The 13,261-nt window shown below is 73.5% G+C and carries 14 protein-coding genes; 7 read left to right on the plus strand and 7 right to left on the minus strand.

Annotated elements, in window-relative coordinates:
• Window positions 1–54: 54 nt before the first annotated feature.
• The 4 genes from LX83_RS32810 to thyX all read right to left on the minus strand — a co-directional run bounded on the left by LX83_RS32810 (window position 55) and on the right by thyX (window position 3,661).
• Entirely contained in the window at window positions 55–693 is a 639-nt protein-coding gene (locus LX83_RS32810; protein ID WP_253778519.1) for a TIGR03085 family metal-binding protein, read from the minus strand.
• A gap of 92 nt (window positions 694–785) precedes the next feature.
• Window positions 786–2,303, minus strand: coding sequence for a serine/threonine-protein kinase (locus LX83_RS32815; RefSeq protein ID WP_253778522.1), 1,518 nt, complete (start codon window positions 2,301–2,303; stop codon window positions 786–788).
• Between the two features lie 154 nt (window positions 2,304–2,457).
• Window positions 2,458–2,862: an ACT domain-containing protein gene (locus tag LX83_RS32820; protein ID WP_253778526.1), complete on the minus strand. Its 405-nt coding sequence runs from the start codon at window positions 2,860–2,862 to the stop codon at window positions 2,458–2,460.
• A gap of 46 nt (window positions 2,863–2,908) precedes the next feature.
• The gene (gene thyX, locus LX83_RS32825) at window positions 2,909–3,661 is read right to left on the minus strand and encodes an FAD-dependent thymidylate synthase (protein ID WP_253778529.1); all 753 of its coding nucleotides are present in this window, start codon (window positions 3,659–3,661) and stop codon (window positions 2,909–2,911) included.
• Window positions 3,662–3,903: 242 nt separating this feature from the next.
• Between thyX and LX83_RS38820 the strand changes: the two genes are divergently transcribed.
• On the plus strand, window positions 3,904–4,593 hold the full coding sequence (locus tag LX83_RS38820) for a toxin-antitoxin system HicB family antitoxin (RefSeq protein WP_407649719.1): 690 nt from the start codon (window positions 3,904–3,906) through the stop codon (window positions 4,591–4,593).
• Window positions 4,594–4,683: 90 nt separating this feature from the next.
• Complete coding sequence (locus LX83_RS32835; protein WP_301329316.1) at window positions 4,684–5,640, plus strand: DUF4097 family beta strand repeat-containing protein; 957 nt, start codon at window positions 4,684–4,686, stop codon at window positions 5,638–5,640.
• Between the two features lie 25 nt (window positions 5,641–5,665).
• On the opposite strand, the gene LX83_RS32840 is transcribed toward LX83_RS32835, so the two are convergent.
• Together LX83_RS32840 and LX83_RS32845 are read right to left on the minus strand one after the other, a co-directional pair.
• Window positions 5,666–6,670, minus strand: coding sequence for a hypothetical protein (locus tag LX83_RS32840; RefSeq protein ID WP_253778534.1), 1,005 nt, complete (start codon window positions 6,668–6,670; stop codon window positions 5,666–5,668).
• A 6-nt stretch (window positions 6,671–6,676) separates the two neighbouring features.
• Window positions 6,677–7,897 carry a winged helix-turn-helix domain-containing protein gene (locus LX83_RS32845; protein WP_253778536.1) on the minus strand — a complete coding sequence of 407 codons (1,221 nt, stop codon included), beginning with the start codon at window positions 7,895–7,897 and terminating at the stop codon, window positions 6,677–6,679.
• Between the two features lie 94 nt (window positions 7,898–7,991).
• On the opposite strand from LX83_RS32845, the gene LX83_RS32850 reads away from it, so the two are divergent.
• The 3 genes from LX83_RS32850 to LX83_RS32860 all read left to right on the plus strand — a co-directional run bounded on the left by LX83_RS32850 (window position 7,992) and on the right by LX83_RS32860 (window position 9,984).
• Window positions 7,992–8,552 carry a GNAT family N-acetyltransferase gene (locus LX83_RS32850; protein WP_253778538.1) on the plus strand — a complete coding sequence of 187 codons (561 nt, stop codon included), beginning with the start codon at window positions 7,992–7,994 and terminating at the stop codon, window positions 8,550–8,552.
• Between the two features lie 47 nt (window positions 8,553–8,599).
• Entirely contained in the window at window positions 8,600–9,130 is a 531-nt protein-coding gene (locus tag LX83_RS32855; RefSeq protein WP_253778540.1) for a hypothetical protein, read from the plus strand.
• Window positions 9,131–9,249: 119 nt separating this feature from the next.
• Window positions 9,250–9,984 (plus strand): hypothetical protein, encoded by a 735-nt coding sequence (locus LX83_RS32860; RefSeq protein WP_253778542.1) that lies wholly within the window; start codon window positions 9,250–9,252, stop codon window positions 9,982–9,984.
• Here LX83_RS32860 and LX83_RS32865 read toward each other — a convergent pair.
• Window positions 9,978–10,538, minus strand: coding sequence for an AAA family ATPase (locus tag LX83_RS32865; RefSeq protein WP_253778544.1), 561 nt, complete (start codon window positions 10,536–10,538; stop codon window positions 9,978–9,980). The genes LX83_RS32860 and LX83_RS32865 overlap by 7 nt on opposite strands.
• Window positions 10,539–10,580: 42 nt before the next feature.
• Here LX83_RS32865 and LX83_RS32870 point away from each other — a divergent pair, with 42 nt between their 5' ends.
• Together LX83_RS32870 and LX83_RS32875 are read left to right on the plus strand one after the other, a co-directional pair.
• Window positions 10,581–11,861, plus strand: coding sequence for a hypothetical protein (locus LX83_RS32870; protein WP_253778546.1), 1,281 nt, complete (start codon window positions 10,581–10,583; stop codon window positions 11,859–11,861).
• Window positions 11,862–11,877: 16 nt separating this feature from the next.
• Window positions 11,878–13,176 carry a hypothetical protein gene (locus tag LX83_RS32875; RefSeq protein ID WP_253778557.1) on the plus strand — a complete coding sequence of 433 codons (1,299 nt, stop codon included), beginning with the start codon at window positions 11,878–11,880 and terminating at the stop codon, window positions 13,174–13,176.
• Window positions 13,177–13,261 lie beyond the last annotated feature (85 nt).

A 13,261-nucleotide genomic window follows, 5' to 3' on the forward strand; every position in this document is an offset into this window, starting at 1 on the left:
GAGGTCACCGCGCCGCCCCACCGGACCCGCCGGCCGCGCAACGCCGCACCGGCCTCACAGGCCGAGGCGCATGCCGCGCACGACCTCCACGGCCCTCGGGTCGCCGGTGAACTCCACCTCGGCCTCGGCCCGGCCGAACGCGTGCAGCACCAGCTCGCCCGGCTGGCCGGTCACCGTGACGATGCCCCGGCCCTGCCGCACCATGGTCTCGCCGCCGCCGGGCCAGCGCAGCAGCACGCCCACCGGGCTGCGCCGGTACACCAGCCGGCCGGCCAGCCGGATCGTCTGCCACAGCGCCCGGTCGCGGCGCGCGTCCTCGGGCCGGGGCCGCCAGCCCTCGCGGGCGCGGCGCACGTCCTCGTGGTGCACGAAGTACTCGGTGGTGTTCACCCGCTCGTCCACCGCGGGGATGGCGTACGGGGAGAGCCGGGACGGCCCGGTGCGCACCATCTCGACCAGTTCCAGCCAGGGCAGCGCGGCGTAGCGGTCCTGGACCCGCTGGGTGTAGCCGGCCAGCGCGCGCAGCGCGATGCCGGGGGCCGCGTCCAGCCGGCGTTCCCGCAGCACCAGGTGCGCGGCCAGGTCCCGGGTGCGCCAGCCCTCGCACAGGGTGGGCGCGTTCGGCCCGACCTCGATGAACAGGTCGGCTAACTGGGCTCGCTCGTCCCGAGCCACGCCAAGGGTCTTCGCCATGCCCGCCACCGTAACGGTGGGTGCGCCAACCGACACCACGCGGTACCGGGCGACACCACCCGGGAGCGACACCCCGGCGAGGCCGGGTGCGCCTACTCCGGCCGCACCGAAGCCTCCATCTTGGCGCCGTCGGTGCGCCACAGCACGCAGTAGATCTCGGGTGCTTCCACGCTGTCCTCGCTGGAGTGGGCGTACTCCTCGTTCCACTCCCGCTCGGTGGGCACCAGCGCGGCGTAGGCGAACTCGGTGTCCTTGGCGGCCCCGCCGACCTGGTCGGACTGGTAGACCAGGGCGCACCAGCCCTCGGCGTAGCCGCGCAGCCGCTCCTGCCCCGGGTAGCCGGTCCGCTTGTCGTCCCTGCCGGCGTCGCCGAAGGTGGCGCCCTTGCTGAAGATCTCCACGTCGTGCGGCTTGTCACACGGCACGCCGGAGTTGTCCGGGAACGCCGCGCCCTGCCTGACCTGCCCGAACGCGCAGTCGTAGCTGGACTGGCCCACCCGGAAGTCGGCGATGTCGCCGTCCAGTCCCCAGGTCAGGGTGGGGGTCATCGCCGCAGGCCAGGTGGACCGCGCCAGCGCCCAGCGGTCCACCACCACGCCCGCGGCCACCAGCAGCAGCGCGCCCAGCACGCCCAGGGTGACCGGCAGCGCCCGCACCCGCCGCCGCGGCACGACCCCGCCGGGAAGCGTGCCCAGCCCGGCCCCGACGTGGGTGAGGTGCACGGTCTGCCCCGGGTGCCCGCCCGGGGTGGCGCCGCCGGCCGGCAGCGCGCTGGAGTGGTGGCGCGCCTGGGCGAGCAGCGCCCGCACCTGCGGGGCGGTCAGCCTGGCCTCGGGCGCGGCGATCAGCAGTCCGGTGATCACCGAGGCCAGTGGCCCCTGGCAGCGGGTCAGCCGGGGCACCTCGCTGACGATCGCGTGCAGGGTGGCCGCGGTGGTCGCGCGCTCGAACGGCACGTGCCCCTCGACCGCGCAGAACAGCGTCGCGCCCAGCGCCCACATGTCCGACGCCGGCGTGGCCTCGCTGCCCTGGATGCGCTCGGGCGCCAGGAACGCGGGTGAGCCGACGATCGCGCCGCTGGTGGTCAGCCGCGGGTCGTCCACCGCCTGGGCGATGCCGAAGTCGGCCAGCTTCACCCGGCCGTTGGGCAGCACCATGACGTTGCCCGGCTTCACGTCCCGGTGCACGATGCCGGCGGCGTGCGCGACCTCCAGCGCGGACAGCAGCTGGGTGGCCACCTCGACGACCTGGTCCGGGGCGAGCGGGCCGCGCTGGCGGACCACCTCGGCCAGGCTGGGCGCCTCGACCAGCTCCATCACGATGTAGGTGGACCCGCCCTCGGCGACCACGTCGTGCACGGTGATCACCGACGGGTCGTTGAGCCGCCCCGTGGACCGCGCCTCGCGCAGCACCCGCTCCCGGAAGACCTGGCGCTCGGCCGCCGGCAGGCTGTCCGGCACGTGCAGTTCCTTGATGGCGACCTGACGGCCGATCACCCGGTCCTGCGCGCGCCACACCACGCCCATGCCGCCGCGCCCGATCTCCCCGAGCACCGCGTACCTGCCGGCGATCAACCGCTGGTCGATCACGGGTTCGTGCTGCTCCGCCACGGCCGGTCTCTCCTCCACCCTGTCCTGAGTCGTCGCCGGACGACGATCGTCGCCGAACAACGGTCATCACCGACGACCGGCCCTCGGCCGGGCCGGGTCCCCACCTTGGACCGGGGCCGAGGCGGTTTGGTTTCCCCGGCGCGAGCCCGGCCCGTCACGGGGTCGGCAGGTGCACCCGGTGTCCTGCCGCCCGCAGCGCCCGCACGGCCGACTCCAGGTCGTGCTGTTTGACCAGCAGGTGGTCGGTGTCGAAAGTGGACACCGCGAACAGCGCCACGCCCGCGGCGGCCAGCGCGCCGGCCAGCGCCGCCATGATCCCGGTGAGGGTGAACTCCAGCGGCCCGCGCACGCTCAGCAGCCGCCACCCGGGTTCGGCCACGGCCGCGGCCGGTGCGAACTCGGTGGGGCAGACCAGGGACAGCTCCCCCTCCGCTGTCCTGGTCACCGAGACGAACGCTGGTTTGGGCAGGTCCAGGGGTAGTGCGTCGACCGGCACGGCCCTGTCCAGCCGCGCGACCGTGTAGTCGTCGGGCTCGACGTCGATGGTCAACTGCTTCATCCCGACCTCCTGTTCGATCCCGTGGCCGCGCCGCCCGGGGCCCGGGTCAGCCCTCGGTCACCAGCGGACTCGACGCGACCTCGGTGCCGTCGGGCAGCGTGGAGATCACGAAGTCGGCGAAGACGTTGCCGGCGGCCTTCTGCAGCTGGCGCAGGCACTCCACGGCCAGCGCCCGGATCTCCACGTCGGCGGCCTCGGTGGCGCGCATGGCGATGAAGTGCCGCCAGGCCCGGTAGTTGCCGGTGACCACGATCCGCGTCTCGGTGGCGTTGGGCAGCACCGCGCGCGCGGCCTGCCTGGCCTGCTTGCGGCGCAGCGTCGCGCTGGGCACGTCGGAGAACTTCTTCTCCAGGCCGGCGAGCAGCTCGTTGTAGGCGGCCACGCTGGCCTCGGCCGCGGCCAGGAACTTGGCGTGCAGCTCGGGGTCGTTGGCGATCACGTCCGGCTCGACCACGGCGGCGTCGCGCTCGGGCACGTACCGCTGGGACAGCTGGGAGTAGGAGAAGTGCCGGTGCCGGATCAGCTCGTGGGTCAGCGAGCGGGAGATCCCGGTGATGTAGAAGCTCACCGAGCCGTGTTCGAGCACGGACAGGTGCCCCACCTCAAGGATGTGCCGCAGGTAGCCGGCGTTGGTCGCGGTGGCCGGGTTGGGCTTGCGCCACGACTGGTAGCAGGCCCGGCCGGCGAACTCGGCCAGCGCCTCCCCGCCGTCCGCGTCGGTCGTCCAGGGCACCTCCGCCGGCGGGAAGAACTCCGTCTTGGCGATGAGCTGCACCTTCGGCGACACCGTTTCGGTCACGGCCACTGTCCCTTTCTGCCTGTTTCCCCGGCGAACACGGGCAGGTCACCCTGGCCCGCGCCGCACCAACCAGCCTAACGACCTGCGGAGAGATCGTTTTCCCGGCGGGTTGCCCGCAGGCGCACCCCCCGGATCGGCCGGAGACCGCCGTGCGGCACACCACCGTCATGACACCATCAAGACATCACAGAATCCCCGAGTGACTGCTTGTGTGACGTCATGAGTGATGCCATGCTGACGTCATGGATCTCACGCCCTATCTCGCCACCCTCCGCGACGGCCTGACCACGGCCGCCTCCGCCGGCACCGAGGACACCCAGCGGACCGCCGCCGTGCTGGCCGCGGCCCTGGAGCCAGCGGCCCGGCTGGCGATCATGAACGCCCTGTCCGACCTGGCCGCCGAGGTCACCGTGGCCCTGGAGGATCGCGTGGTCGAGGTCAGGCTGGACGGCAGGGACATCCGGGTCGTGGTCACCGGCGGCCTGACCGACGACGACAGCGAACCCGACGACGCGCCACCACCCCCGCCCCCACCCAACGGCGGCGACAGCGCCGGCGACATCAGCCGGATCACCCTCCGCCTGCTCGACGAACTCAAGGCCAAGGCCGAGCAGGCCGCGTCCGCCCAGGGCGTGTCCCTGAACACCTTCGTCGCCCAGGCCGTGCAGGGCGCGCTGCACAACGCCACCCGGGGCCGGGGCCGGGGGCGGGGCCGCGGCCAGGGTGCGCCCTGGGGGCCCGGCGGACCGTGGGGCCCCGGTGGGCCCTGGGGGCCTGGCGGACCGTGGGGGCCTGGCGGTCCCTGGGGGCCGGGTGGACCGGGTGGACCGGCCGGCACCGACCAGGAGCACCGCGGCGAGCCGCAGCCCGGCCACCGCGGCGGGCCGCACGGCGGCCGGGGCAGCCGCGTGCGCGGCTGGGTGCAGGGCTGACGACCAGCGGTCACGGCGCGCGCACGGCTACCGGCCGGCGCTGACGCCACACGAACGTTCCCCCTTCAGGCAAGGAAAGCGGTGACAACGATGGTGGATCACCCCGGCGAGTCCCCCGACTCGTCCGACGCACCCGGCGGGCCCCACGGCTCCGGCGAGCCCGCGGACACCGACCAGGTGGTGCGCCGGCAGAGCTTCGAGGTCGAGGGCACGGTGGAGATCGACGTCGCCCTGACCGTCGGCCGGGTCGAGGTGCGCCTGGTCGACGAGCCGGGCGTGCACGTCGAGGTCCGGGCCGACACGTCGGCCGGCAACACCTGGGCGCAGGGCCTGTCCGGCCTGCTGACCTGGATGAACAACCAGTTCGGCGGGGGTGGCGCGGACCAGGGCCCGGCCGAGGCGGTCCGGCAGACCAGGGTCGACCTGACCGGCACGCGGCTGCGGGTGCACGGTCCCAAGTCCATGCCCCTGCGCGGGGTGGGGCTGGCCACGGTGGTGCGGGCGCCGCACGGTTCCCACGTCCAGGTCCGCACCGGCACCGCCGACATCACGGTGACCGGTGCCGCCGACCGGCTGAACCTGACCACGGGCAGCGGTGAGATCCGCGCGGACCGGGCCGACGGGAAGGCGGAGATCCACGCCGGCTCCGGTGCGGTCCGCCTCGGCCCGATGCTGAGCGGCCTGCACGCCCGCAGCGGCACCGGGGAACTGGAGGTCTCCTCGGTGGGCGGCCCCACCACCCTGTTCACCGGCAGCGGCGACGTCTGGCTCGGCGCCGTGCAGAGCGATGTCATGGTGCGCACCGGCAGCGGCGACCTGACCGTGGCCGACGCCGCCTGCGGCCGGGTGGAGCTGGGCACCGGCTCCGGTGACATCCGGGTCGGCATCCGCCCCGGCGTGCTGGCCCGCGTGGACCTGTCCTCCAGTCACGGCCAGGCCCGCAGCGAACTCCCGGTCAGCGACGTCCCCCTGGGTGAACCGGAACGCCTCTGGGTGCGGGGCCGCACCAACTCCGGCAGCGTCCTGGTCACCACCGCGGCCGGCTGACCCGCCGGGCGGGCCGGGCCCCGGGTCAGTGCGGGGTGTCGCAGCAGCACGGGCCCTGGTAGTACACCGCCATCAGGTCCAGGCACTCCGCGAACCCGGGCCGGCCCAGCTCGCGGTAGGCGCGCGCCCACCACGGCCGGAGGTCGGCGAAGTAGCAGCTCGGCCCGGTGACGAAGGTGTCCTTGAGCGCGCGCAGCGCGGTCGCCGGGTAGCCGGCGTCGAGCCAGCGTTCGACGTCGGCCAGCACCACCTCCAGCGGCAGGCCGGCCACGACCACCGGGTCCGCACCCGCGTACGCGCCGGCGGCGGCGAGCACGCCGATCCCGTCCGCGCCGGGCTCGTGCCGCCACCCCGCCGGAACGTCGAACGCGACCCCGCCGTCGGTGTCCCGCACGAGGGCCGTGCCGTCCCAGTGGGAACCGGGAGGGCACCGGTCCGGGTCGGGGTGCACGCCGAGTTCGGCGGCCAGCCGGTCGACGAGTCCCTGGTGCCGGGCACGCGCGTCAACGCGCCACTGGTTCCGCGCGAGCCACCCGGCTGGGTCGCGCCCGGGCGGGGGCGTCGGCACCGGGTCCGCACGCAACCGGCGCAGCACGCGCGACAGCATGAACTCCAGGCCGGCCCGGGTGTCGGCACCGATCAGGGTCACGCCGTGGTCGTGCCCGCTGGCCAGGGCGACCGGGTGGTCGAGCCGCTGCAGTTCCGGCGCGGGCACCAGCCACCCGACGTCCCCGCCGTCGCCCAGCGCGCCGAAGGGCACGAACTCCGGGGTGGCGTACATCGGCGGCACGGGCTGCCGGCTCCGCTCGGTGAACTCCGGGTAGCAGTCGCAGCCCTCGGGTGGGCGGGGAACCGCGGCCAGGTCGAACATGACGTCGTAGTGGCTCTCCACCAGGGTGTGGTCGAAGGACCCGTCCTCCCGGTAGCGGTCGTAGGCGTGCTGCCAGGCGATGTCCACCAGCACGCGCAGCGCGGGCGGGGTGGGAAACGGGAAGAGGTCGTCAACCCACGCGGGCGCCGAGTCGGTCACGCGGCCTCAGTCCCGCACCAGCGCCCGCAGCGCGCCGGCCAGATCGCCGCGCTCGCCCACGGCCACCCCGGCCACGCCCAGCCACTCGGCCATGTGCCGCAGCTCCTCGACCAACTCCACGGCCACCCTCGCCTGGTCGACGCCGGGCTCGGCGAAGGCGCCCTGCACGCGCAGCACCCTGGCCCTGCGGTCGGTCTTCAGGTCCACCCTGGCGACCAGTTCGCCGTCCAGCAGGAACGGGAACACGTAGTAGCCGTGCACCCGCTTGGGCTCCGGAACGTAGATCTCGATGCGGTAGTGGAAGCCGAACAGCCGCTCGGTCCGGTCGCGCTCCCAGATCAGCGGGTCGAACGGGCACAGCAGCGCGCGCCCGGTGACCCGCCGGGGTGTTCGCGCGGACACGTGCCGGTAGGCCTGGTGCCGCCAGCCCCGCACCTGGACCGGTTCGAGCACCCCGGACTCGACCAGCTCGGCGACGGCCTGCCGGCTGAGTTCCGGGCGCAGCCGGTAGTAGTCGCGCAGGTCCGGCTCGGTGGCCACGCCGTGCGCGAGCGCCGCCCTGGCCACCAGCTCCCTGGCCGCGGTCTGCTCGCTGACCTCCATGGCCACCATCTCCGGCGGCAGCACCCGCTCGGTCAGGTCGTAGCGGCGCTCGAAGTTGTGGCGGGTGCCGGTGCTCAGCTGGCCGAGGGCGAACAGCCCCTCGCACACCCGTTTCACGTCCGACCGGTTCCACCACGATCCGCGCGGCCGGGGTGTGCCGCCGCCCAGTTCCCGCTCCAGCGTGCCCGCGCCGACCGGCCCCAGCTCCTTGACCGCCGCCAGCACGTCCTCGACCAGGGCGGGCGAGCTGTCGATCAACTCGCCGTAGTGGTACCACATGCGCTTGCGCTTGACCGCGCGCAGCAGCGGCCAGTCGGCCACCGGCACCAGGCTCGCCTCGTGCGCCCAGCACTCCACCAGCAGCCTGGGCCGCTGCCTGCTGTGGCTCCAGGCCGCGTCGTCGACCAGGTCGGTGGGGTAGGCACCCAGCCGGGCGAACAGCGGGGCGTAGTGCGCGCGCACGGCCACGTTGACCGAGTCCAGTTGCAGCAGCTGCACCCGGGACAGCACCCGTCCCAGGTGCCGCCGGGTCGGCTCACCAGCGGGGCGCGGGTCGGCGAAGCCCTGGGCGGCCAGGGCGGTCCGGCGGGCAACGGCGGGGCTCAGCGTCTGCACGTCGGCCATCGTGCCACCCCCCACCGACACTCCCGCGCCGCTCGCCCGCTGATCGGCTCCCCTGCTGCCCCGGCCGGGCCGCCAGCCACTAGGTTCTGCCCCCATGGCCACCGCCTCGGTCCGCCCCGCGACCCTCGCCGACGTGCCCGACATCGCCCGCATCCAGCGGGAGACCTGGCAGCTCGCCTACGCCGACCTGCTGGCCGACCAGGCGTGGCACGCGGTCGACCAGGACTCGGCCGAGCAGGCCTGGCAGCAGGCCGTGGTCGGGCCGGCGCACGTGCTGGTGGCCCTTGAGGGCGCGTGGACCGTGGGCTTCTGCGTGGCCGGCAGTCCGGCCCCGGACAGCGAGATCGCCTCGGCCGACGGCAGCCTGCCCGCCGACGCCGCCCAGGTCGGCCTGATCGCCTCCCTGCTGGTCGAGCCGCGCTGGGGGCGGCGGGGCCACGGCGGCCGGCTGTTCGCCGCGGCGGCCGAGGCGCTGCGCGCCGACGGCGCCACCCGGGGCGTGGTCTGGGTGCCCGAGGCGGACCAGGCCAGCAGGGCGTTCTTCGGCGTGGTCGACTGGCACCCGGACGGCGTGGTGCGCACCCTGGACGCGGCCGGGCGGCCACTGCGCGAGGTGCGGCTCACCGGCGGACTGATCCCGGAAATGACCGGCTGAGGCACTCCGCCCGCACTGTTAGCCTCGACTGTGGGAGTTCGCGACACATGGGGGTTGTGCCGGTGCTGGTGTGGTTGGGTGTCACCCTCGGCGTTGCCCTGGGCTCGGCACTTCTTCCGCTGGTCAGCATCGAGTTGTTCCTGATCGGCCTGGTGTCCCAGCAGCCGGGCCTGTCCGCGTGGATGCTCGGCGCGGTGGTGGCCGTCGGGCAGGTCGGCGGCAAACTGCTGTACTTCCTCGCCGCCCGCGGCTCGCTGCGGCTGCCGGAATTCCTGCACAGCAGGCCGAGAACAGCGCGTGAACCCAGACCGGAGACCCGGTGGACCAGGATGCTCGCGCGCTGGCGCCGCCTGCTGGAGGCGGTCCGGCGCCGCTGCCACCGGCACCCGCACTGGATGACCAGCACGCACGCGGTCAGCTCGGTGGTCGGCCTGCCGCCGTTCATGGCCACCACGGTGCTGGCCGGTCTGGCGGGCATGTCGATCGCGTTGTTCATCGGCGTCGGCCTGACCGGGCGGTTCCTCCGGTTCACCGCGTTAGCCGCGTCGCCGGCGCTGTTCGCCCAGTGGCTGCACTGAGCTGGCCGCCCTGCGCTGGCCGCCCTGATGAGGCCGCACCGGGCTGGCCGCGCCGAGTCCCGCGGTCACTTCGCGAAAACCACCTGATCGTTCCCGCGAACTGGCTAGCCTGCTGCGCCATGAGCTACCCCGGCGGCCAGCAACCACAGTTCGGACAACCCACGCCGTGGCACCAGGGACCGCCACCCCACCACGGACAGCCCGCACCGCTGGGCGGCCACCCGGCGCCGCCCGCCTACCCGCAGCAGGGTTACCCCCAGCAGGGCTACCCCCAGACCGGATACCCGCAGCATCCGGGTCCGGTGCCGCCCGCCCACGGCGCGACCCCGCCGGGGGTTCCCAGCGGGCCGCTGACCCTGCCCGGCCCGGGCGCGCTGCCCACCCTCCTCGGCATCGCGCTGATGGTGGTCGCGATGTTCGCGCTGCCCTGGGCCGACGACGTCCACTTCCTGGACATCTACCGGGCGACGACGACGGACGCGCTGAAGCAGGCCCCGCTGTCGGTGCAACTGGCCGGCGCGTACGTGACCCTGCTGGGGTTCGTGGCCTACGTGGTGCCACTGCTCAGCACGCTGCCGTGGACGCTGGGCGCGATCAGGACCCAGCGCGCCGCCCGCTGGCTGGCCGGGGTGCGGCGCAAGCCGCTGAGCCACAGCTCGTTCACCTGGTTCCGGCTGGTCTACACGGGCCGCGCGCTGATCCCGGTGGTCATCCACGTCACCGGCGTCGTCCTGCTGTTCCAGGACAGCACGTCGGCCATGGGCCCCGGCCCCTGGGTGATGATCATCGGCGCGCTGCTGGCGCTCGCCGGCGCGTGGACCGGCCCGCGCAAGGGACCCGCCATGCCCTACTGAGCCGGCCGCGCCCCCACCTGTTCGGTGACGAACCGAACCCGATCCTCCACACTGGACAGTGGCAGCGGGACCAGCTCGTAGCCGAACTCGCTGTAGGTCTCGACCATCGACTCATGGGTGCGCACCGCCTCGGCAAAGGACTGCCCGCGCTCGGTGTCCCGCGCGTAGATCTCCGGCCAGGGCGGTGCCACGAACACCCGCCGGTGATAGCGGAACCGTTGCGCGGCAACGCGGATGTGCTCGGGCACCGGCCGGCCCGCCACCCGCAGGTACCCCACGACGTCGGGCAGGCCGCGATCGAAGAACACCGTGCCGGCCCGTGCTTCGGCCAGCCGGTACGAGCGCAGCTCCCAGCACAGCATCAGCTCGGCGAACAGCCCGTGATCACGCCACGGCAGGGCCGGCCCGTCGATGGCGACCTGGTCCCGGATGATCGCCCGCCCCGCCTCCGCCGAACACGCGAAACCGGCTTGGCGCAACCGGTCGATCACCGTACTCTTGCCTGATCCCGGCCCGCCCGTGAGCACCACCAGCCGCGTCGGTTCCGTCGGCATTCGCTCCATCTCCTTGTCCCACAACAGTTCTGAGGAAACCTGATGCACGGATTCACGTCGTACCACTGGGCTGTCGACGACCTGGGCGAGAACGACCAGCGCGCCTGGGCCAAGGTCGACGACCCCGACGACGTGACCGACCTGCTCACGGGATTTCAGGCGCTGCTGCGCAGTGACGACATCGCGGCGTGGGGCATCGCGCTGGACCAGTTCTTCTACGCCCAGGCACAGGGCAGGTGGGGACTGGACAACCCACTGAGCGCCGTCAAGGACGAGATCGCCGCCCGCGCCCGCGAGATGCTCACCACCGTACCCGACGCCGATCACGACTGGTCGGTGGTCCGATCCGCCTGGGCCAGCGCGTCGGCCGTGCTGATGCACCTCGGCGCGCCGACCGACCTGCCCCGGCTCCTCGACCTGCTGGACGCGGCAGCGGCCAGTGACGACCCCGACGAGTTCGTCGACGTCGTCGAGGGCGTCTTCCTGGCCATGCACGGCTGCCTGGACCACGCCGACGACGCCACGCTCCAGCGGACCGGCGCGCGGCTGGCCGAGCTGTTCACCAACGAGAGCCTGCCGGTCGACCTGCGCGAGTCAGCGCTCCGGCCGTTCAGCTACGACAGGCAGACCGCCGAAGCGATGGGTCAGGAACCCGCCCTGGTCGCCATGCTCCACCACCCCGAGTTGGCGCTGGCCGCTCAGGCGGCCGCGGCGCTGGTCAACCGCGATCCCCACGACGCACTGGTTCGCGCGGCCGTCGCCGGGTGGCCGGAGGACACCTCGGGCACCAGTGCCTACCTGGTTCGAGACGCCATCAGGGAAGCTGATAGCCTGGTGCGGGCACGGGAGGTGGTCGCCGCGGCGAACAGCAGCCGCACCGAGTTGATCAGGGCCGCGTACGAACTGCGCGACCAGGGCGACACCACGGACATCGACCCGCTGTTGGCCGCCTGGAACACCGACACCACCGACAGCGGCCTCGCCGAAGCCGTGTCGCAGGCGCTTCGTCGGTGCCTTGAGGACGCCGACACCGACACCCGCCACCGGATCGGCGCCCGGCTGGCCGAGCTGTTCGCTGACGAGAGCCTGCCCACCGACGTGCGCGTGGCCGCGATCGCCCCGTTCCACGCCGGGGAGCTGGGCCAGGCGGACACCCTGGCGAAGCTGTTGCGCCACAACGACCTCAGGCTGGCCACCGAAGCGGCCTGGGTGCTGGTCGACACCGAGCGGCACCGGCCGCTCGTGCGGGAGGTCGCCGCCAGTTGGCCGGCCGACGCGCCAGGCCCGGCCGCGTACGTCCGCGAGGAACTCGAAGCCCACTGAGCACCGGGAAGCGTTGATGCACGGATTCACGTCCTACTACTGGGATGTCGACGACCTGAGCCAGGAAGCCGACCAACGCGCCTGGACCGTCGTGAACAAAGCCGACGACGTGGGCGAACTGCTGACCGCGTACCAGGCGATGCTGCACAGCGATGACGTCGTGGCCCGGGGCATCGCCCTGGACCAGTACCACTACGCCCAGGCCCAGTGGCGGTGGGGCGTGCACAATCCCCTGGCGGCGCTGGAGGACGACATCGCCGCGTGCGCCCGCGAGGTGCTGGCCACCGCACCCGACCCCGGCGCTCCCGACCACGACTGGCCGGTGGTCCTCGCGGCCTGGGCCAGCGCCCTGGGTGCGTTGTGGCACCTGGGCGAGGACACCGACCTGCCCCGGATCCTCGACGTGCTGGACGCCACCGTGGCCCGCGGTGACGAGGACGGCGCCACCGACGTTCTGGCGGGCGCTTTCCAGGCCGTCCGCGGCTGTCTGGAAAGCGCGGACGAGGTCACCGGCCGGCAGGCCGGGCAACGGCTGGCCGCCCTGTTCACCAACGAGAACCTGCCGGTATCCCTGCGCACGTCAGCGCTCGGACCGTTCACCGCCGGCCAGCGGACGGCCGCGAAACTGGGCCAGGAGAACGCTTTGGTGGCTCTGCTCCACCACCCCGATCTCCAGCTGGCCGGCCGCGCGGCAACGGCGCTGGCCGGCCGCGACCCCCACGACGCCCTGGTGCGCGAGGTCGTCCAGACCTGGCCGGCGGACGCCGATGCGGCCAGCACCGTGCGACGCATGATCAGGGCGGCCGACAACCTGGCCCAGGCCCGGAAAACCCTTGCCGCCGTGAACAGCGAACCGCCACCCGGCCCGGCCGAGTTGATCAGCGCCGCCCGCGAGCTGCGGAACCAGGGCGATCCCGCGGACCTCGAACCGCTCATGGCCGCCTGGAACACCGACACCACCGACACCGACCTGGCGAACGCCGTGTCCCAGGCCCTGCGCCGGCACCTCGACGACGCCGACGACCCGACGTGCCACCGCATCGGCGCCCGCCTGGCCGAACTGGCCAGCGACGAGACCCTGCCGATCGAGGTGCGCCTGGCCGCGATCGCCCCGTTCTTCACCGGAAAACTGGGCCACGAGGACGCGCTGGTGGCGCTGCTCCGCCACCCCGACCTCCGCCTGTCCACCCAGGCCGCCTGGGTGCTGGTCGACGTCGAGCAGCACGTGCCCCTCGTCCGCGAGATCGCCGCGACCTGGCCGGCGGACGCCCCGGATCCGGCCGACCGGGTGCGTGCGGAACTGGAGAACGACTGATCGCGGGTGCCTGTCGTGGTTGCACCCGTGTGAATCGGGCCGCTGGCTTACTTCTTTGTGGTGGTTTCCGTCCGAGCTGGTATTT

This window comes from Goodfellowiella coeruleoviolacea (assembly GCF_024171785.1).
GTDB lineage: Bacteria > Actinomycetota > Actinomycetes > Mycobacteriales > Pseudonocardiaceae > Goodfellowiella > Goodfellowiella coeruleoviolacea.

Bases quoted from the DNA above. Each gene is read 5' to 3' on its own strand.
- LX83_RS32810 (WP_253778519.1), bottom strand. From the start codon at position 693: ATGGCGAAGACCCTTGGCGTGGCTCGGGACGAGCGAGCCCAGTTAGCC.
- LX83_RS32820 (WP_253778526.1), bottom strand. From the start codon at position 2,862: ATGAAGCAGTTGACCATCGACGTCGAGCCCGACGACTACACGGTCGCG.
- LX83_RS38820 (WP_407649719.1), top strand. From the start codon at position 3,904: ATGGATCTCACGCCCTATCTCGCCACCCTCCGCGACGGCCTGACCACG.
- LX83_RS32835 (WP_301329316.1), top strand. From the start codon at position 4,684: ATGGTGGATCACCCCGGCGAGTCCCCCGACTCGTCCGACGCACCCGGC.
- LX83_RS32845 (WP_253778536.1), bottom strand. From the start codon at position 7,897: ATGGCCGACGTGCAGACGCTGAGCCCCGCCGTTGCCCGCCGGACCGCC.
- LX83_RS32850 (WP_253778538.1), top strand. From the start codon at position 7,992: ATGGCCACCGCCTCGGTCCGCCCCGCGACCCTCGCCGACGTGCCCGAC.
- LX83_RS32855 (WP_253778540.1), top strand. From the start codon at position 8,600: ATGGGGGTTGTGCCGGTGCTGGTGTGGTTGGGTGTCACCCTCGGCGTT.
- LX83_RS32860 (WP_253778542.1), top strand. From the start codon at position 9,250: ATGAGCTACCCCGGCGGCCAGCAACCACAGTTCGGACAACCCACGCCG.
- LX83_RS32865 (WP_253778544.1), bottom strand. From the start codon at position 10,538: ATGCCGACGGAACCGACGCGGCTGGTGGTGCTCACGGGCGGGCCGGGA.
- LX83_RS32870 (WP_253778546.1), top strand. From the start codon at position 10,581: ATGCACGGATTCACGTCGTACCACTGGGCTGTCGACGACCTGGGCGAG.
- LX83_RS32875 (WP_253778557.1), top strand. From the start codon at position 11,878: ATGCACGGATTCACGTCCTACTACTGGGATGTCGACGACCTGAGCCAG.